At 54.6% G+C, this 19,497-nt stretch carries 16 protein-coding genes and 1 pseudogene; 9 read left to right on the plus strand and 8 right to left on the minus strand.

The features are described 5' to 3' along the window. The 4 genes and pseudogenes from ACZO0A_RS09630 to ACZO0A_RS09645 form a co-directional block, all read left to right on the plus strand. Positions 1-669: pseudogene (locus ACZO0A_RS09630) on the plus strand (hypothetical protein); the annotation flags it as partial. A gap of 6 nt (positions 670-675) precedes the next feature. Then, positions 676-1,455: a hypothetical protein gene (locus tag ACZO0A_RS09635; RefSeq protein WP_302376724.1), complete on the plus strand. Its 780-nt coding sequence runs from the start codon at positions 676-678 to the stop codon at positions 1,453-1,455. 12 nt (positions 1,456-1,467) lie between these two features. Continuing rightward, the gene (locus ACZO0A_RS09640) at positions 1,468-4,470 is read left to right on the plus strand and encodes a type I restriction endonuclease subunit R (protein WP_302376722.1); all 3,003 of its coding nucleotides are present in this window, start codon (positions 1,468-1,470) and stop codon (positions 4,468-4,470) included. A gap of 234 nt (positions 4,471-4,704) precedes the next feature. Beyond that, entirely contained in the window at positions 4,705-5,220 is a 516-nt protein-coding gene (locus tag ACZO0A_RS09645) for a hypothetical protein (protein ID WP_302376721.1), read from the plus strand. 685 nt (positions 5,221-5,905) lie between these two features. Here the strand turns inward: ACZO0A_RS09645 and asnA are convergent. The 3 genes from asnA to ACZO0A_RS09660 are packed head-to-tail and all read right to left on the minus strand — an operon-like array spanning position 5,906 to position 10,452. Then, positions 5,906-6,919, minus strand: a complete 1,014-nt coding sequence (gene asnA / locus ACZO0A_RS09650) for an aspartate--ammonia ligase (protein WP_302376719.1) — start codon at positions 6,917-6,919, stop codon at positions 5,906-5,908. Between the two features lie 39 nt (positions 6,920-6,958). Next, entirely contained in the window at positions 6,959-8,716 is a 1,758-nt protein-coding gene (locus tag ACZO0A_RS09655) for an ABC transporter ATP-binding protein (protein WP_291230974.1), read from the minus strand. Then, a complete protein-coding gene (locus tag ACZO0A_RS09660) occupies positions 8,713-10,452 on the minus strand; it encodes an ABC transporter ATP-binding protein (RefSeq protein ID WP_302150387.1) in 1,740 nt (579 codons plus the stop codon). The genes ACZO0A_RS09655 and ACZO0A_RS09660 overlap by 4 nt, the downstream gene beginning before the upstream one ends. A 152-nt stretch (positions 10,453-10,604) precedes the next feature. Here ACZO0A_RS09660 and ACZO0A_RS09665 point away from each other — a divergent pair, with 152 nt between their 5' ends. Next, on the plus strand, positions 10,605-12,878 hold the full coding sequence (locus tag ACZO0A_RS09665) for an ATP-dependent Clp protease ATP-binding subunit (protein WP_486846261.1): 2,274 nt from the start codon (positions 10,605-10,607) through the stop codon (positions 12,876-12,878). Between the two features lie 43 nt (positions 12,879-12,921). Here ACZO0A_RS09665 and ACZO0A_RS09670 read toward each other — a convergent pair whose 3' ends face one another. The 5 genes from ACZO0A_RS09670 to ACZO0A_RS09690 are packed head-to-tail and all read right to left on the minus strand — an operon-like array spanning position 12,922 to position 15,957. Beyond that, positions 12,922-13,125, minus strand: a complete 204-nt coding sequence (locus tag ACZO0A_RS09670) for a ferredoxin-thioredoxin reductase catalytic domain-containing protein (protein WP_291212108.1) — start codon at positions 13,123-13,125, stop codon at positions 12,922-12,924. A gap of 13 nt (positions 13,126-13,138) precedes the next feature. Further along, positions 13,139-13,567, minus strand: coding sequence for an aspartate carbamoyltransferase regulatory subunit (locus ACZO0A_RS09675; protein WP_302376710.1), 429 nt, complete (start codon positions 13,565-13,567; stop codon positions 13,139-13,141). Next, entirely contained in the window at positions 13,554-14,507 is a 954-nt protein-coding gene (gene pyrB / locus ACZO0A_RS09680; RefSeq protein WP_302376708.1) for an aspartate carbamoyltransferase, read from the minus strand. The genes ACZO0A_RS09675 and pyrB overlap by 14 nt, the downstream gene beginning before the upstream one ends. Positions 14,508-14,564: 57 nt before the next feature. After that, positions 14,565-15,317, minus strand: coding sequence for a GntR family transcriptional regulator (locus tag ACZO0A_RS09685; protein ID WP_291230982.1), 753 nt, complete (start codon positions 15,315-15,317; stop codon positions 14,565-14,567). Then, entirely contained in the window at positions 15,310-15,957 is a 648-nt protein-coding gene (locus tag ACZO0A_RS09690) for an endonuclease III domain-containing protein (protein WP_302376707.1), read from the minus strand. Before ACZO0A_RS09690 ends, ACZO0A_RS09685 begins: the two co-directional genes overlap by 8 nt. A 121-nt stretch (positions 15,958-16,078) precedes the next feature. Between ACZO0A_RS09690 and ACZO0A_RS09695 the strand changes: the two genes are divergently transcribed. The 4 genes from ACZO0A_RS09695 to ACZO0A_RS09710 all read left to right on the plus strand — a co-directional run bounded on the left by ACZO0A_RS09695 (position 16,079) and on the right by ACZO0A_RS09710 (position 19,497). Then, the gene (locus ACZO0A_RS09695) at positions 16,079-17,341 is read left to right on the plus strand and encodes a replication-associated recombination protein A (RefSeq protein WP_215692064.1); all 1,263 of its coding nucleotides are present in this window, start codon (positions 16,079-16,081) and stop codon (positions 17,339-17,341) included. A gap of 360 nt (positions 17,342-17,701) precedes the next feature. After that, positions 17,702-18,043, plus strand: a complete 342-nt coding sequence (locus ACZO0A_RS09700) for a hypothetical protein (protein WP_302492383.1) — start codon at positions 17,702-17,704, stop codon at positions 18,041-18,043. A gap of 18 nt (positions 18,044-18,061) precedes the next feature. Continuing rightward, positions 18,062-18,994, plus strand: coding sequence for an alpha/beta fold hydrolase (locus ACZO0A_RS09705; protein ID WP_302376705.1), 933 nt, complete (start codon positions 18,062-18,064; stop codon positions 18,992-18,994). A 128-nt stretch (positions 18,995-19,122) separates the two neighbouring features. Beyond that, a complete protein-coding gene (locus ACZO0A_RS09710; protein WP_215692060.1) occupies positions 19,123-19,497 on the plus strand; it encodes a GntR family transcriptional regulator in 375 nt (124 codons plus the stop codon).

Here is a 19,497-nt window from a genome sequence, read left to right on the forward strand (position 1 = left end):
TACAAGCGTTCCGTCATTACTGAGGCTGTTACCAAGGGACTGAACCCGGATGTGGAAATGAAGGATAGCGGAGCTGAATGGATTGGGAGAGTCCCAAACAACTGGAATTTGGGTCGAATTGGTGGCTTCTATTCTTTAAGAAATGAAAAAGTGAGTGACAAAGATTACCCACCGCTTTCGGTGACAATGAAAGGAATTTTACCGCAGCTCGAAACAGCAGCAAAAACTAATGATGGCGATAATCGTAAGTTAGTAAGAAAAGGTGACTTCGCAATCAACAGTCGTTCTGACAGAAGAGGTTCTTGCGGTATTTCAAAATACGATGGCTCTGTGTCTTTAATCAATACTGTTCTTACACCACGGGGGAAAATGTCTGCCGCCTATTATGATTGGGTGTTTCATTGTACAAGATTTTCGGATGAATTCTATCGACAAGGACATGGCATTGTGGACGACCTTTGGACAACGGGCTGGCAAGAAATGAAAAAAATCATTATTCCAGTTCCCCCCTTCCTTGAGCAAAATGAAATTGCAGATTATTTATCATCAAAATGTTCAGATATTGATTCTGTTATTTCGCAAAAGAATCAGCAGTTGGAGACTCTTTCAAACTATAAAAAAATTCTTATCTACGAATATGTCACTGGAAAAAAGGAGGTGCTCATATAAAACAATATGTTAGAATATGAATTTATCTTGGGAGACACGGGCAATACCAATAGCACTTTTACAGATGAGGAAAAGGATATAGCTCACATAATAGTGACAACCATTGAACAAATGTACTTGCAATTGGAAATAAAATTTCCGAATGTGAAAATTCAAATTAGGAAGTATCCGGCTGATTCTGCAACGCCAATGTTTTGTCTGGCAAAAAATAATCCTCCTGCAAAAGTGGACTTCATTAACATTGCGATTGATAGTTTTGGCTATTGGTGTCAAGCTATCTTTCAATTGGGGCACGAAATGACTCATGCGGCAGTCCACTATAATTCGCCACGGAATACAAAGAGCACACCGTGGATTGAAGAAACAATTAGTGAATCGATGTCGCTTTTCTTTTTGAATTTATTCGCTGATGCTTGGAATACGATTGAAAAATTTAAAAACACACCACAATATTCAACGAATGTGAGAACATATTTGCATAATCAGCTTTCAAAAAGCGGTAGCGGAAAGCTATCTATGTGTCGAGGCTACAACGAATTAAAACAAATCGATACTGACAGCCAAACTTATCGCGAACAACGCAAAAATGAGATGCACAAACTGTATAAACTGCTTAATTCCGAAAACATTAAGGGACTTTTGCTATACAGATGGTATCTGCAAAGTGACCCATTACTGTTGAATACCGCAAAATATCGAGAGGCATTTCCTCATAATACAGCAGTTTCTTATTTGTGTGACTTGCAGGATAGTATATTTTTTCAAGAGGATTCTGAAGCCTACTAAGGAGGTGGTTTCGTGAAAATTATCGGAACAGAGCGCGACTATCAGCGTTATATCATCGACTATTTAATTGATAATAACGGCTACATAGAGCGCAAATGCAAAACGAATTATGACCGCACCACAGCAATGGACCGCGAACTACTGTTCCGCTTTCTGAGCACGACACAGCCGGACACAATGGCGGCACTGCGGAAAATCTACAACGGGCAGACCGAGGAAACCATCGTCAAGTTCATACTCCAGAGCATCGATAACAAGGGCAGCAGCCTTATCGAAACACTGAAATCCGGCATTGAGATTTCCAATATGCATCTGAACCTGCTGTACGGCAAGCCCGCCACCGATTACAACATCGACCTCGTCGCCAAGTACAATGCCAACATTTTCTCCATCATGGAGGAAGTCTGGATTAACGATGACCAGCGCATCGACCTTGTTGTGTTCCTCAACGGCTTTGCCATTGCGACCTTTGAGCTGAAATGCCAGAGCGCAGGTCAGAACTACCGCATGGCAATCAAGCAGTATTCTGAGGACCGTGACCCGAAGAACCGTCTGTTCCTGTTCAAAGCGGGCGCTCTGGTCAACTTTGCCATGGACCTCGACACCTGCTATATGACCACCAAGCTGGACGGTCTTGGCACACGCTTTATCCCGTTCAACCGTGGACGCGGAGAAGGTGTCAACACCGGGGAAGGCAACCCCTTGGATGACGGCGTGGACGATTATCCGATGCATTATATGTGGGATGATATTCTGCGCCGTGACAGTCTGATTGAACTGATTACCAAGTTCGTATTCATACAGCGTGAACAGGTCGTGGACGAACTGACAGGGAAAAAGTCCGTCAAAGAAAAGCTGATTTTCCCGCGCTACCATCAGCGCGACGCCGTCCGTCAACTTTTGGCGGATGCCGAGTACAACGGCACACAGCTTAATTACCTGATTGAACATTCCGCAGGTTCCGGCAAAACAAACACCATCGCATGGCTGGCGCATCGGCTGGTTTCCCTACACGATACGCAAAACCAAATCGTTTACGACAGCGTTCTGGTCATTACAGACCGTGTGGTGGTAGACCGCCAGCTGCAGGACGCAATCAAGGGTATCGACCATAAGAGTGGACTTGTCTGCACCATTGATGACAAAAAGACCTCTGCCGACCTTGCCGATGCACTGAAAGGCAACTACAAAATCATTGTCACCACGATTCAGAAATTCCTCTATGTGGATTTCTGGAAGCTTGCGCAGAATCAGAACAACAAGACCTTTGCCATTATCATTGACGAAGCCCATTCGTCTACGTCCGGCAAGGATATGATTGCGGTTAAAAATACGCTGGGGCAGAACGAGGGTCCTGAAGAAGCCGATGCGCAGGATGCTATCGAGAACGAAATCCAGCGCCACGGCAAAACCCCCAATGTGTCGGTCTTTGCCTTTACTGCCACGCCCAAGCCGATGACGCTGCGCCTATTTGGTCGTGAAAGCATTGATGCAGACGGGCATCCCGTGTATCAGCCGTTCCACCTGTACAGCATGAAGCAGGCCATCGAGGAGGGGTATATCCTTGATGTGCTGCAAAATTATATCGAATACAAGACCTACTACAAGCTGAACAAGACCATCGAAGACGACCCGGAGATGAAGACGATTGCCGCCAAGCGGCAGATTGCACGCTATATTGATTTGTTTGATGACAATATCAATCAGCGCGTCAATATCATTGTCGAGCATTTCCGTTCCACTGTTATGCAGGAACTCGGCGGGCAGGCAAAAGCAATGGTTATCACGGCATCCCGCGAGGCGGCAGTGAAGTATCGTCAGGCGTTCGAGGATTATGTCACCCGGCATAATTACAAGGATGTAAAAGCGCTAGTGGCGTTCTCCGGCAAAGTGAAAATTGAAAATACCGAATACACCGAGCCGAGTATGAACGGCTTTGCTGAGGATAAGCTGCCGAAGGTGTTTGACGGGGACGAGTATAACGTTCTGCTGGTGGCAAATAAGTATCAGGTCGGTTTCGACCAGCCGAAGCTCTGCGCCATGTATGTGCTGAAAAAGCTGCGTGGTGTAAATGCGGTGCAGACGCTTTCCCGCTTGAACCGTGTATGCCCGCCCTTTGACAAAAAGGTCGTGGTCATGGACTTTGTGAACCATGCAGAGGAAATGGAAGAAGCCTTTGCACCGTTCTACACCACAACGGTGCTGTCCAACACAGCTACAATTGCCCAGCTCCGCGAACTGGAAAATAAGATTGACGGTTACAATGTTCTGGATGACCGCGATGTGGATACGGTTGCGAGCATCGTCTACAACCCGAAAGGGAAGCGCACCACAGCCAAAGAGGACCGTCTGGTTTACCAGTGCATCCAGCGTGCTGTGAATGTGCTGAAAAATCAGTTCAACGAGGACCACCAGCGTGCTTTTACCAAAAACTGCCGTGGGTTTGTACGCCTGTATGAGTTCCTGTCGATGGCCTCCAGCTTTGGCGACCCGGAACTGCACAAGAAATATGTGTTCGTTAATCTGCTGTTGACCTATTTGGTCGTTGGCAACAGCGGCGGCATCAGCTTGAAAGATAAGATTCAAGCAACGAATTTTGTGCAGGAAAGTCAGGGCGATAAGGGCAACAAGCAGCGCCACGCCAGCGCACCGAACGTAAAGTTGAGCGGGGCCGATGTTGGTCTGACCGTGGATGAGGTAAAGCACCTGTCGGAAATTATTGACGAGGTGAACTCCCGCGCAGGCAAGGGCTATGATAGCAGCGCCATGACGAAAGTTATGCTGCAAATCAAAGACTTGCTGCTGCACTCAGAAAAGTTGAAGACCTCTGCTAAGAACAACACCGAACAGGACTTCGAGTTCAGCTTCTACGACAATACAGATGACGCGCTGATTGAGGGACTTTCCCAGAATCAGGATTTCTTCAGCCTGCTGCTGAGTAATGACGACATCAAGCACCGTGTGTTGGGCGTGTTCCTGCATGAGGTTTACAAAGAACTGAGGGAACAGCAGTAATAAAAGAGGAGCCGCCAAGCGAGTAAAATCGTTTGGCGACTTTTTGTAAAAAATATGCGAGATTCTGTAGAAAAACAGGCTGACATATGCTACAATCAAACCAACGAAGAAGTGTATCTGTAATGCTTCTTTTTGCCATGCCATCTTCCACAACCAGTATCCGAAAGCCACTGCAAACGTTTTTTGCTATGGTCTTTTATTAAAAAATTCAAAAATCAAAAAGGCGGTGCAATTATGACTCTCGAAGACATCCAGAACGAATTTGAAGGTTTATATGATAGCAAAACTTTTCTATCATTGGCAAACTTCATTGGAAGCAATGGTGAGCGGGACGATGCCGGAGAATTTCAAGATGATTACGCAACACAAACTGCGGTGGCACTGGTTCGTCTTATTCACGGCGCTTTAAAGGACACCATTAAGTCTCCAGCTTTGGGTGGCTCAATCTATATCCGCTATTCGCGGGGCATTGCAGAAACTGTATTTGACCAACTCTATGTGGATTACGAAACGGTTCCGGACAACTTCGTACAATACTATGACCGTTGCGGAGAGTCTTTTCTGCTGTTCTATGCAGGAGATACTATAAATGATAAACGCCACTACATGGATAATGAAGAATTAAGTTTCGAAGAAACAGTAGATGAAATGTTAGAAACTTGGAAAGACGTAATGCGTAAACTATATAACTTGTTTGGCAAGTTGAACGTGCAAGTGAGAGAAATGCCTGCTGATGGACCAGAGGATTGAATGGCAGAGACTTCCGATTCTGTGACCGAATAAAATTAAGTTGTGGATGAGGTTGCAAATCGATTTTGCTTGAGTTACAATTAGGATGTTGAATGAATTCGTAATATTCTTACATGTATGGTTTACATTTTGATACTTTACTGAATTCTATACACTCCCAAACGATTGTGAAAAATAAAGATGCAATGTACAGTGCAATATAGAACAAACCTTATTGTGACGCTGTTCATGAATAAGGCTCTATGTTGCACACATTCCATAAGAGTTTTTCACGCAATCCAGAGCGCTCCTTGTATAAATATGCAAGGAGCGCTTTTGTTTATAATAGCCCCTATGGTTGAACCATAGGGGCTATTTTTCTACAGCCGAATCAATTTGTTCTCTCGCAGCTTTTGGTTATCGCCCAAGACACATGCGTACTCATAATTAAGCTTCCGGCCGACAGGGCTTACCAGTGGGGCAACTCCAGACTGGACTATTGGCGTATCGCCAGGAGTCCTGTATTAAAATGTTCCATTACAAACAAAAGACTCGCAGCAGCGGGATACTTCAGCATCCTCAACTACTACGAGTCCTTGTACTTATGCGGTTGAACCGCCGTGTACCGGTCGGTACGCACGGTGGTGTGAGAGGTCAGCTCTTCGGTTAAGAGAGCCTCCTGCTCGATTCATACTTTATTCAATCCTTACAGCAGTTCTACGCCTGCATCTTTACAGGCCTGCGTGGTCGCGTCATCCCACAGGCTGACCTGGACTTCACCTACATGGGCCTTGCCCAACAACAGCATGCACAGGCGGCTCTGGCCAATGCCGCCGCCCATCGTCAGGGGCAGGGTGCCGTCCAGCAGCATCTTGTGGAAGGGCAGCTCCGCACGCTGCGGGCAGCCTGCTTCGGCCAGCTGGCGGCGCAGGGCGTCGGCGTCAACGCGGATGCCCATGCTGGACAGTTCCAGCGCACAGCCCAAAGGCTTGTGCCAGAAGAGGATATCGCAGTTCAGCGCCCAATCGTCATAGTCGGGGGCACGGCCGTCGTGGGGCTTGCCGCTCTTGAGCTTGCCGCCGATCTGCATAATGCAGATGGTGCCGTGCTCCTTGGCATAGGCGTTCTCGCGTTGTTTCGGGGTGAAGTCGGGGTATATATCTTCCAACTCCTGGGTCGTGACAAATGTCACTTTGCGGCCAAGGTGGATGTTATTTTTCAGTTCAGGGAACTTCCAGCGCAGCTCGTCAGAGGTCGCGCAGACCGCATCCACAATATCCCGTACAGTCTCCTGTAAAAATTCCAGCGTGCGCTGGTCGGCGGTGATAACGCGCTCCCAGTCCCACTGATCCACGTAGATGCTGTGCAGGTTGTCCAGTTCCTCATCACGGCGGACGGCGTTCATGTCGGTCACAATGCCCTGGCCGGGGCGGAAGCCATACTTGTACAGGGCATAGCGCTTCCACTTTGCCAGGCTGTGGACGATCTCGGCGTGCTCGTTCAGGCTGGGCACATCGAACTCGACCGGGCGCTCCACACCGTTCAGATCGTCGTTCAGGCCGCTGCCCTGCATGACGAACAGGGGAGCCGTGACGCGCTTAAGGTGGAGCGCCATGCAGATCTTCTCCTGGAAAATCGTCTTGATCAGGCCGATGGCTTTCTGGGTGTCGTACAGGCCCAACAGGCTTTGGTAGCCTTCCGGAATGATAATGCTGCTCATATTACATTCTCCTTTTCTTTTCCAAATAGACCCTATTTCTTACGCTTTGGCAAACTGGCTTTCGTACAGGTTCTTATAGAAACCTCCCTGCGCCAGCAGTTCGTCATGCGTACCGCGCTCAATGATGTTGCCGGCCTTCATCACCAAAATCTGGTCGGCGTTCTTGATGGTGGACAGACGGTGGGCCACGATAAAGCTCGTGCGGCCCTTCATCAGTTCCTCAAAGGCATCCTGCACCAATACCTCGGTGCGGGTATCGATGCTGGACGTTGCCTCGTCCAAAATCAGAATCGGCGGGCGGCGCAGCATGACACGCGCAATGCAAAGCAGCTGGCGCTGGCCCTGGCTGATGTTGCCGCCGTCCTCAGCCACTTGGGTATCATACCCGTTGGGCAGGCGGCAGATAAAACTGTGGGCGCGGGCCTTTTTCGCCGCCGCGATGATTTCCTCGCGGGTAGCGTCCGGCTTGCCGTAGGCAATGTTCTCGGCAATCGTACCGGCTTTCAGCCACGTTTCCTGCAAGACCATACCCAGGTTGCCGCGCAGGCTGTCCCGGGTCACGGTATCAATGGGGTGTCCATCGACCCGCAACGTGCCGCCGTTGATCTCATAGAACCGCATCAGCAGGTTGACCAGGGTCGTCTTGCCGCAGCCGGTGGGGCCGACAAGGGCGATGCGCTGGCCGGGTGCGACCTTCAAATTCATGTCCTCAATCAGGGGAACATCGTCCACGTAGCGGAACTTGACGTGGTCGAACTCGACGCTGCCCGCACCGTGGGGCAGTGCCACCGCGTCAGGGGAATCTGGCGTGATGGGTGTCTCATCGATGAGGTCAAACACGCGCTGTGCGCAGGCAAGGGCGTTCTGCAATTCGGTCATAACGTCGGAGATATCGTTGAAGGGCTTCGTGTACTGGTTCGCGTAGTTCAAAAACACCGACAGCTGACCGACCGTGATGCCGCGCGCAATGGCGACGAATGCGCCCAGCACGCCGACGGCGGCGTAGACCAGCGCATTGACAAATCGGGTGCAGGGGTTCGTGGTGGAGGAGAAGAACGTCGCCTTGACGCCGCACTTCTGCAAATCGAGGTTGATCTTGTCAAAGCGTTCCTCGGCGCGGCTTTCGTAGCCGAAGGCACGAACCATATGCTCATTGCCAACCAGCTCTTCCACCAGGCTGGTCATCTCGGCGCGGGTCTCGCTCTGCACCTTGAACATAGAATAGGTATGGGTGGCAATGAACCGCGCCACAAAGATGGACAGTGGCGTCAGCGCCACGACCACCAGCGCAATGCGCCAGTCAATGAAAATCATCACGCCCAGCGTGCCAAAAATCGTCAGCACGCCGGTAAACAGCTGGGTAAACCCCATCAACAAACCGTCGCTGAACTGCTCTACATCGGTGGTGATGCGGCTGATAGCGTCGCCGGGGCGGTGGGCGTCCATATATTTCAGCGGTAAAATTTCCAGCTGCTCAAACGCCTTGACGCGCATGTCCCGCACGACCTGGAAGGTGATGCGGTTGTTCACAACATTCATCAGCCATTGGGACAGCGCCGTGCAGGCGATTGTGCCCGCCATGACCAGTGCGATTTTGCCAAGGCCCACGAAGTCGACCTCACCGGGGCCGAGAATCATATCCACGGCCTTGCCGGACAGCACCGGGGCCAGCAGGGTAGTGACCACTGTGATCAACGCAAATGTCAGCGTCAGGATGACCATGCCGGTGTAGGGGCGGATCAGCTTCAAAACGCGATGGATGGTGTTCTGGTTCAGTTTTGGTTTTTGCTTGCTCATAGCGTTTTGGCCACCTCCTCCTTGCTCAGCTGGCTCAGGCAGATTTCCTTATAAACTTCGCAGCTTTGCAGCAGCTCGGCGTGGGGAGCATCACCCACAAGCTTTCCGTCGTCCAGCACCAGGATATGGTCGGCACGCTGCACGCTGGCCGCACGCTGGGAGACGATGAACACCGTCATACCGCTCGTTTCCTCTTTAATAGCCTTGCGCAGCGCCGCGTCAGTAGCAAAATCCAGCGCCGAGGCACTGTCATCGAGAATCAGAATCTTCGGCTTTGGCACCAGTGCGCGGGCAATCGTCAGTCGCTGGCGCTGCCCGCCTGAGAAGTTGCGGCCTGCAGTCTCGACCGGGGCGTCCAGCATACCGGGTTTGCCGCGCACGAACTCCGCCGCCTGGGCAATCTCCAGCGCTTTCCAAATCTCCTCGTCGGTCGCACCGGGGGCGGCCCACTGCATATTGTCGCGGATGGTTCCGGTGAACAGCACGGCCTGCTGGGGCACGATGCCCACCATGCCGCGCAGCTGTGCAAAGCTGTACTGCTTTACATCGTGGTCAAACAGCGTCACGCCGCCGTTATCGGCATCATAGAAACGGCAGACAAGATCAATCAAGGTCGATTTGCCGCTGCCGGTGCCGCCGATTACACCGATGGTCTCACCGACTTTGGCCGTAAACGAGATATCGGTCAGGCTGGGTGCGCCTGCCCCCTTGTAGGTGAAGTTGACATGGTCGAACTTCGCCGCGTCGGCCGCATTCGCAATGTCCAGCGTCGCCGTGCCAGGGTCCTCCATCGTGGTATGGGTGTTTAAAATTTCATTGACGCGCATACCGCTGGCCAGGGCACGCGTGACCGAGACGACCAGGTCCGCCAGGCGCAGCAGACTCAACAAGATTTGGCTCATATAGTTGATAAGGGCAATGACCTCGCCCTGGGTCAGCGCACCGGCATCGACCTCGACACCGCCGCGCAGCAGCAGGGCCACCACAGCCAGGTTGACGACGAGATAGGTCAGCGGGTTCATCAATGCGGAGATACGCCCGGCTGCAAACTGCAATTTTTTCAGGTGGTCGTTCGTCTCCACAAAGGCGGCCAGCTCGTCTGCCTGGCGGGCAAAGGCACGCACAACGCGGGCACCTACGTAGTTTTCGCGGGTCAGCAGCGTCACGCGATCCAGGCCATTCTGTGCCTCGTGGTAGATAGGCACCGTCACGCGCATGATGGCCCATATGATGAGCGACACCATAATCGTCACGCCGATAAACAGCAGCGTCAGCTTCGGGCTGATGGAGAACGCCATAATCAGCGCACCGATAACGATGAACGGCGAACGCAGCAGCAGACGCAGCGTCAGGTTGACGCCGTTCTGCACCTGATTGATGTCGCTGGTCATACGGGTGACCAGTGTCGGGGTGCCGATGCCATCCAGTTCGCTGTAACTCAGTGTGTCGATATGGCGAAACAAGTCCTTGCGCAGCGCCGTACCAAAGCCCAGCGCCGCCGTAGCGGAGAACCACTGGGCCGTCAAACTGCTGGCAAGACCGATGGCCGCCAGCAAAACCAGCAGACCGCAGCGCGTCCAGATGAAAGCTGCGTCCTGATTTTTAATGCCTGTGTCAATAATGCTGGCAATGACCAGCGGCACGAACAACTCAAAGCAGGCTTCCAGCATCTTGAACAGCGGCGCTAACAAGGCTTGCCTCTCGTAGCCCTTGATGTAGCGCATCAATTTGTGCATTGAAACCACCTCAAACCCAAAATTAACAATATTGGTTTATTATATCACATATTTTCCCGCTTGTCATTGCATGAAGCTACATATTTCGATGACTATTTATTCGCCCGGCGTCTATACTTTCAATGGACACATTGTTGAGGGAGGATATGCAGATGTTCTGGCTTTACCGATATAAAGGTTTTTCCCGCACGGCGGCATGCACCGTGCATACGGCGGTGGTGCTGGCCGGGCAGCAGGGGTGTTCCCAGGCCGACACCGGCCACCTGCTGCTGGCGCTGGTGCAAACTGCTCGAGGCACGGCGGCGGATTTTCTGCGCCGCAAGCGTGTGACAGCCACGGCGCTGGCTGGGTGCAGCGCCGCCCGAAGCCTGGGCAGCCCCCGGCAGCTGCATTCCCGTGACCTGGCCCCCGAGTTGACCAAGGCCATGGAATTTGCCGTGTTGGGGGCCCACGCCGCCAGCGCCGCTAAGGCCGAGAATGAGCACCTGCTCTGCGCGATGCTCGAGGATTCGTCCTGCACGGCCAGCCGGTGGATGGCGTCCTTAGGGATCGAGCTGCCCCAGGCCGCGCGGGAGTGCCGCCAGCTTTCCGGGCAATTCGTGCTGCCCGCGCAGCCGCGTATGTCGTCCAGCCGCACCGGGCGACCCAGCGAAAAATACGGCCGCGACCTAACCCGCCTGGCGCAGGAGGGGCGGCTGGACCCGGTGCTCTGCCGGGAGGCCGAGCTGGACCGGATGATTGAAATTCTCTGCCGCCGCCAGAAAAATAATCCCTGCCTGCTGGGGGAGCCTGGCGTCGGCAAAAGTGCCCTGGCTGAGGCGCTGGCCCAGCGCATTGCCAGCGGGCAAATCACCCCGGCGCTGCGGGGCAAGCGGTTGTTGGCGTTGGACATGGCATCCATGGTTGCGGGTACAAAGTACCGCGGCGATTTCGAGGAACGGTTCAAAAATCTATTGGAAGAACTGTACCGCGACCGCTCCACCGTGCTGTTCATCGACGAGATACACATTATTGCCGGGGCCGGTGCGGCGGAAGGAGCCATCGACGCCGCGAGCATCCTAAAACCGATGCTGGCCCGCGGGGAGATACAACTCATCGGCGCAACGACGCCGGAGGAATACCGCAAAACAATTCAAAAAGATTCGGCGCTGGAACGCCGCTTTGGCAAGGTCATGGTGGAGGAACCCACCCCCGCCGACGCCGAAAAAATCTTAAACGGCCTGATGCCCCGGTACGAGCACTACCACGGCGTTGCTATCCCACCGCAGGCCATCCATGCGGCGGTGGAGTTTAGTGTGCGCTATTTACCGGGGCGTTTCCTGCCCGACAAGGCCATTGACCTGCTGGATGAAGCAGCCGCCGCCCGCCGCATTGCCGACACCAGCGGCGAGAAAAAAGCGTTAAGCCCCGCCGACATCGCCCATGTGGTCAGCAAGGCCAGTGGCGTGCCCGCCGAACGGGTAGGCGAGGCCGAGCGTGAGCGGCTGGCACACCTGGAAGAGCGCCTTTCTGCCGAGGTCATCGGCCAGTCACGGGCCGTCGCCGCCGTGGCATCAGCCATCCGCCGCAGCCGTACCGGCTTGCGGGAGAGCGGGCGGCCCATCGGTGCCATGCTGTTTTTGGGGCCGACGGGTGTGGGTAAAACGCAGCTGGCCCGCACGCTGGCAAAATGCTGGTTCGGCAGCGAGAAAGCTCTGCTGCGCTTTGATATGTCGGAGTATATGGAGCGCCACACCGTGGCGCGGCTCATCGGTGCGCCGCCGGGCTATGTGGGCCACGACGAGGGCGGTCAGCTGACCGAGGCCGTGCGCCGCCGACCATACAGCGTCGTACTGTTTGACGAAATCGAAAAGGCACACAGCGATATCCAAAATCTATTACTGCAAATCCTCGAGGATGGCAGTCTAACCGACGCGCAGGGGCGAAAATCTGATTTTTCCAACACAATTATTTTGCTCACGTCCAATTTAGGGGCGCGGTGTCTTTCAGGACAGACGGCCCCGCTGGGCTTCGGTGCGGCAACCTCCGAGACGAGCCGCCGCAGCCAGCAGGCCGTGCAGGAGGCAAAAGAATTTTTCCGCCCCGAACTGATGGGCCGTCTTGACGAGACGGTTTTGTTTGACCCGCTCGGCCCGGCACAGCTGGAGGGCATTGCCGACCGGCTGCTGTGCGAACTGGAACAGCGCGCCGCCGCACAGGGCTACACGCTGCGCCATACCGCTGCCGCTGCCAAAACGCTGGCGGGGGACAAAGTACCACCCTATGGTGCGCGGGAGTTGCGCCGCACCGTCAGCCGCGCAGTGGAGCAAGCCCTCGCTGACCGTATTGCCGCCGGGACCGCCCACCCCGGCGTCGTTTACACCGCCGACGCCGATGCGGAAGGGAATATTATTTTGACTGAGGGTACGTTGGCGGCGTGTGTATAAAAAATGAGGTACCTGCCATCTCAGCAGATACCTCGTTTCTCTGTCAATCTTTCACGTACAGCCCACAGTGGCACGGCCCATGGTAGTTTGGGTCGGCCAGCTGTTCTTTGAACTCTTTGCAAATGCAGATATTCTCCGGGATGTGCTGCAAGCGGCAGGGGCAATACCCGCCGGTGCGCTTGAGCCCCTCGCGGATGTTCTTCACGATCTCGGCATCAGGATTCAGGTGAAATTTTGACTTATCCATAATGTTACCTCGTTTACGGCTTGACACGGAACTCCTGTTCGCAGTAGATGCAGCGGTAACGGCCACTGGGCGTCAAAGCAAAGATGTGGTCACAGCCTTCCTCAATGGAGGTGATGCAGCGCGGGTTCGTGCACTTGATGACATTGACCAGGCGCTTTGGCTGCTCGGGGTGCTTCTTCTCCGTCACGTGGCCGTCCTTGATAAAGGTGATGGAGATTTTCGGATCGACATAGGCGAGGATGTCAAAGTTCAGCCCGGACACGTCGCCCTCAATCTTTATTATATCCTTTTTGCCGTCCTTTTGGCTGCGGACATTCTGCAAAAGTGCTACACTGACATTGGTTAATTTTTCCAGTTCCATCATGTGGTACAAGGCCAGGCCGGTGCCTGCGGTGATGTGGTCAATAACCACACCGTTCTGAATCTCATCAACCTTCAACATTGAACGCTACCTCCCCGGTCTTGGGGTCTTTCAGACCCAGCAAAGTCATGATCAGCGCCATGCGCATATACACGCCGTTCTGCACCTGGTCAAAGTACGCTGCGCGCGGGTCGTCGTCTACATCCAGCGTGATCTCATTCACACGGGGCAGGGGATGCAGCACCGGCATATCCGCGGGGGCCAGAGCCAGCTTTTCCTTTGTCAGGACATAGCTGTTTTTCAGGCGGATGTAATCTTCTTCATTAAAGAACCGCTCACGCTGGACGCGGGTCATGTAGAGGACGTCCAAATCGGGCAGAGCCTCCTCCATGCTGCGTGTCTCAACATAGGGGATGTTGTTAGGTTCGAGAATTTCTTTGATAATGTAGTCCGGCACGCGCAGCTCCTCGGGTGAGATGAGCACAAACTTCATGCCCGGCAGACGGGACAGGCTCTTGATCAGGCTGTGCACCGTGCGGCCAAACTTCAAATCGCCGCAGAAGCCGATGGTCAGATGATCCAGATGCCCCTTGCGCTGGCGAATCGTCATCATATCCAGCAGCGTCTGGGTGGGGTGGCTGTGGCCGCCGTCACCGGCGTTGATGACCGGGATGCGGCTGTACCGGGACGCACGCAGCGGTGCGCCCTCCTTGGGGTGGCGCATGGCGGCAATATCGGCCACGCAGCTGATAACGCGGATGGTATCGGCGACTGTCTCGCCTTTGGATGCGCTGGATACACCGGCATCGGGGAAACCCAATACCTGGCCGCCCAGGTTCAGCATAGCAGCCTCAAACGAAAGGCGGGTGCGGGTGCTCGGCTCATAAAACAGCGTCGCCAGCCGCTTGCGGGCGGCAACGTCTTTGTATGCGGCCGGGTCGTCGTGGATACGGTCGGCAAGGTCCATTAAGCTGAGCGTTTCTTCCAGCGTAAAGTCCGCCGGATCGATCAAATGTCTCATACACAATCCCCTTTGTTTAACTCTAATCTATTCTAAGCGGCGGTATACCGTTTAAAATCAAACCAGCTTGCGCACCATCGCAAAGTCAAAAAAATCTGTGTAGCAGGTCTGGCAGCACAGGACCGGCTTGCAGGTGCGAGAGTAGAAAATTTCATCCAGCTGCAAAAGTGCCTGTTCCGGTTTTAGCCCCAGCTGGCGGCGGATGCTCGGCGTGCCCTGCACAGCGTGCAGTGTCGTTAGCGTTTCGGTCACTTCCATATGGCAGTACTGCGCCACGATTTCAAAAATCGGGCGGCTGAAATCAATGGTATCCAGCCGCTTGCCGCCAAACAAGGCCAACGGTAAAATATCGGTGGAGTAAAGCACCGGCGTTTCATCTGCCAGTACCCGGCGGCGCACAAATACCAGTGTGTGCTCCTTTTCCGGGTCAAGTGCCAGCTTTTTGATAAGTTCCGGCGTGGCGGTCTCCTTCGTGACCATCAGGGTGTCACTATGCGGCACACGGCCAATAGCGCGGATCATCCGGTTAAATTCCAACTTTTGGTCCATGCGGTTTTCCACCTGCACCACGTCGCGATTGACCAGCGTACCGATCCCGCGCACACGCTCCACATAGCCGTCACGCTCCAAATCGCTCAGGGCGTCGCGTACCACGGTACGGCTCACGCCCAGAACATCGGCCAATTCCAATTCACTGGGCAGCTGGGTGGCTTTAGCATAGCGGCCGCCGCGCAGCTCATCCAACAAACGCTGGGAAGCCTGCTGGCTGCGCAGTTCGCCGCCAAGGCGGCTTTCCGTCGTCTTATTCATTCGCAAATTCCTTTCGTGCCCGGCATACGTCAGCCAGGCAGCATTTGTCGCAGTAGGGCTTGGTGCGGGCCGTGCAGACCGCACGGCCATGGTCCACCAGCCGGTGGCAGAAGCCGTTGCCTTCCTCGGGCGGGATGATTTTCCACAGCTCTTTTTCGACCTTGGCGGGTTCTTTGACATTATCCACCAGCCCTATGCGGTTGCACAGGCGGATGCAGTGGGTGTCCGTCACAATGGCGGGCTTGCCGAATACATCGCCCATAATCAGGTTTGCGCTCTTTCGGCCCACGCCGGGCAGCGCCAGCAGCGCATTAAAATCGTCGGGCACATGGCAGTCATATTGGTCGCACAGCACCCGCATACAGGCCGAAATATCCCGCGCCTTGCTGTGCCCCAGCCCACAAGGCTTGACAATGGCCTCGATTTCCTCCGGGCTGGCCGCAGCCAGTTCTTTCACCCCGGGATACTTGGCGAACAGATCCTGCACCACCACATTCACGCGGGCATCGGTACACTGGGCCGCCAGCCGCACCGATACCAAAAGCTGCCACGCATGGTCATAATCCAGCGTGCAGTCAGAGTCGGGGTATTCTGCTTTCAGCCGTGCAATGCAGACTGCCGCCAATTCTTGTTTCGTCACTGCTTTTTCTCCGTTTCTGTTCTTTTCATTTGATTTTACCACGTGTGTTTGATATAATCAAGAGCAGAAGTATGACGTTTTGGTACACTATCTCAAACTTATCTTAAAAAAGGAACACGAAATGGAGCCATTGGCACAACGCCTGCGCCCCCGCAGCCTGGATGAAGTCTGCGGGCAGCAGCATCTACTCGGCAAAAATCAGGTATTCCGCCGCACGGTCGAGAGCGGCAAGATTCCCAACATGATCTTCTACGGCCCTTCCGGTGTTGGCAAAACGACGGTTGCCAGCATCATTGCGGCGGGCAGCGGTATGCAGCTGCACAAGCTCAACGGTACGACGGCCTCCACCAGCGATATCAAATCAGTGCTGGCGGATATCGGCACCTTGGGCGCGGCCGGGGGCATCTTGCTGTATCTTGACGAGATCCAGTATTTCAACAAGCGCCAGCAGCAAAGCCTGCTGGAATGCGTGGAGCAGGGCACCGTCACCCTGATTGCCTCCACGACCGAGAACCCCTATTTTTATGTATACAACGCCCTTTTATCCCGCTGCACGGTGTTTGAGTTCAAATCGCTGACGGCGGACGATATCCGCGTCGGCTTGCAGAACGCCGCCGCTCGGCTGGGGGCCGAGGATAAAACGCCCATCTTGATTCCCGACGATGCGCTGGACTACCTGGCCCAGAGCGCGGGCGGCGATATGCGCAAAGCGCTGGGCAACCTGGAATTTGCCGTGACCGCCGCGCCGATTGAAAATGGCAGCCGCACCATCACGCTGGACATGGTACAGCAGGTGGCCGTGCGTACCGCCATGCGGTATGATAAACTGGGCGACGACCATTACGATATCGTCTCTGCCTACCAGAAATCCATGCGCGGCTCTGACCCCGACGCAGCGCTGCATTATTTGGGCCGCCTGCTGGAAGCTGGCGACCTGCCCAGCGCCTGCCGCCGCCTGATGGTCTGCGCGTGTGAGGATGTCGGCCTGGCCTGGCCGCAAATTATCCCCATTGTCAAAGCGGCGGTGGATATCGCCAACGCCGTTGGCCTGCCGGAGGCGCGCCTGCCGCTGGCAGATGCGGTCGTGCTGGTTGCCACCGCGCCCAAGTCGAACTCCGCCCACGATGGCATCAACGCCGCCATTGCGGACATCCAGGCCGGGCGCACCGGGCCCATCCCGCGCCAGCTGCAAAACAAACACTACGACGGCGCGGATGCCAAGATCAAGGGTCAGCATTACCTCTACCCACACGATTACCCCAATCACTGGGTCGCCCAGCAATACCTGCCCGACGCCATCAAGGACCGCCAGTATTACGTCCCCGGCGAGAACAAGAACGAGCAGGCCTTTGCCCAATATTGGAAGAAAATCAAGGGAGAATAACCGCTGTGGCTGACTTTTGCGATTTCAAAAAAATTCTATCCTACCGCAGTGTGTGGATGGCCCTTGCTGCCTTGTGGGTGGTATATCACCATATTTCGCTTACTCCCCCCTGTGCGTTTTTGCAGGTCTTAAAAAGCTGCGGGGCAGGCGGTGTTGACATTTTTGTGTTTGCCTCAGGACTCGGGTGCTATCACTCGCTGAAAAAGACCCCTGATACGCTCATCTTTATTAAAAAGCGTCTTATCAAGATTGTACCTGCCTATTATCTCTGTGTCACGCCTTGGGTCATTTATGACGGCCTGCGCCTGGGTACCACGGTGCAGGGCGTGGTCGCCACTTACTTAGGAGTAGACAGTTTATTTGGCCTTGGCTTGGGCCTATGGTCTGTATTGGTTTCCGTTTATCCTGATTGCGCCTGGGCCGTGTATTGTACTGTCCCTGCTGGCCGCCTGCCTGGATAAAGTTGCCCCGCAAATCATCCGCGGCTGTACGTTCCTGGGCGGATGCACACTGGAAATTTACGCTGTTCACGCTTTTGCTTTTCAGGTCTTTCGCGATGCACTCTCGGACGACATCTTGTATGGCACGGACAAGCGCTGGCTTCTGCTTTCCGTCCTGTCTGTGCTCTTTGCCGTTTTGCTTGCCCGCGTAATGGCGCAATTGACCGCCAAAACACAAAAGCAGCCCGCCCAACAAACCTGACTGAAATAGGAGAAATTTATGTCTGACCTTCACTGCGAGACCATTACGTTTCCGTCGTCGGACGGACGCCATACTTCCTCCGCTGTGCTGTACACGATGCAGGATAAGCCTGTGCGGGCAGTCATCCAGCTGAGCCACGGTATGTGCGAGTATGTGCGCCGTTACGCGCCCATGGCCGAGTTCTACGCCGCCCACGGCATTGCACTGGCGGGCAATGACCACCTCGGCCACGGCGACACCGCCAAGGCAGGGGAGCACGGCCACTACGGCGAGCCGGATGGCCGCCTGCATCTGCTGAACGACCTGCATACAATGAACGGCTTGCTCCATGAGCGTTTCCCGGATACGCCCATTATCCTGTACGGCCACAGCATGGGCAGCTTTTACGCGCGATGGTACGCCGAAAAGTGGCCGGAGAGCATCACGGCACTGGTTATTTCCGGCACGGCAGGCCCCAGCTTTATGAACGTCATCGGCCAAAAACTAGCCGGGCTGATTGCCCGCGTCAAGGGGCCGCGCTATGTTTCGCCGCTGATGGTCAAGCTGAATTTTGGCAGCTATTGCAAGAAAATCGCAAACGCCCAATCGCCCAACGCCTGGCTTTCCCGCGACGAAAACGTTGTGAACGCCTACGATGCCGACTGCCTGTGTACCTTCCAGTTCACCGCCGCCACCTACCGCGAAATGCTGACAACGCTGAACCATGTCAGCACTAAGGCGTGGGCGCAGGCCATCGACAAAGACCTGCCCATTCTGCTGATTGCCGGTGATGGCGACCCGGTGGGCGGCTACGGCAGCGGCGTGCGCAAGGTCTGGGCCATGCTGGGCGACGCCGGTGTCAACGACCTGACCTGCCAGATTTTTGAGGGCGGCCGCCACGAACTGCACAACGAGACCAACCGCGACGAGGTCTTTGACTACGTGCTGACCTGGATTGAAGATCACATTTAAACCACGCTGTATCGCATCCTCCGCCTCATTGGTGGAGGATTTTTATTTTTCCTCTTGACAAATCCATATTGCAGTTGTATCATTGTATTAAGTTCTTAACACAATGATACAGCAAAGGAGTCTCCGTTATGAACTGGAACATCACAGCAGGCCGCCCGGTCTACGTGCAGCTTGTGGAACAGCTTGAGCTTGCGCTGGTGGCAGGGGAGTTCCCGCCCGGCAGCCGCATCCCGCCTGTGCGGGAGCTGGCCGCCGACGCGGGCGTCAATCCCAACACGATGCAGCGTGCCTTGCAGGAATTGGAAAGCCGCGGCCTGCTACAGGCCCAGCGCACGGCAGGCCGCACCGTGACCGCCGATGACGCCGCGCTACACGCCCTGCGCCGCCGCCGCGCCCAAACGCTGGCAGGGGAGTTCCTGCATCAAATGCACGCCCTGAGCCTGACCGAAACCGAAATTGAAACGCTGCTGCGCGAAACCGCACAGCAGCAGACAGAGGAGTAA

The sequence above is a fragment of the Gemmiger sp. genome (assembly GCF_057431175.1).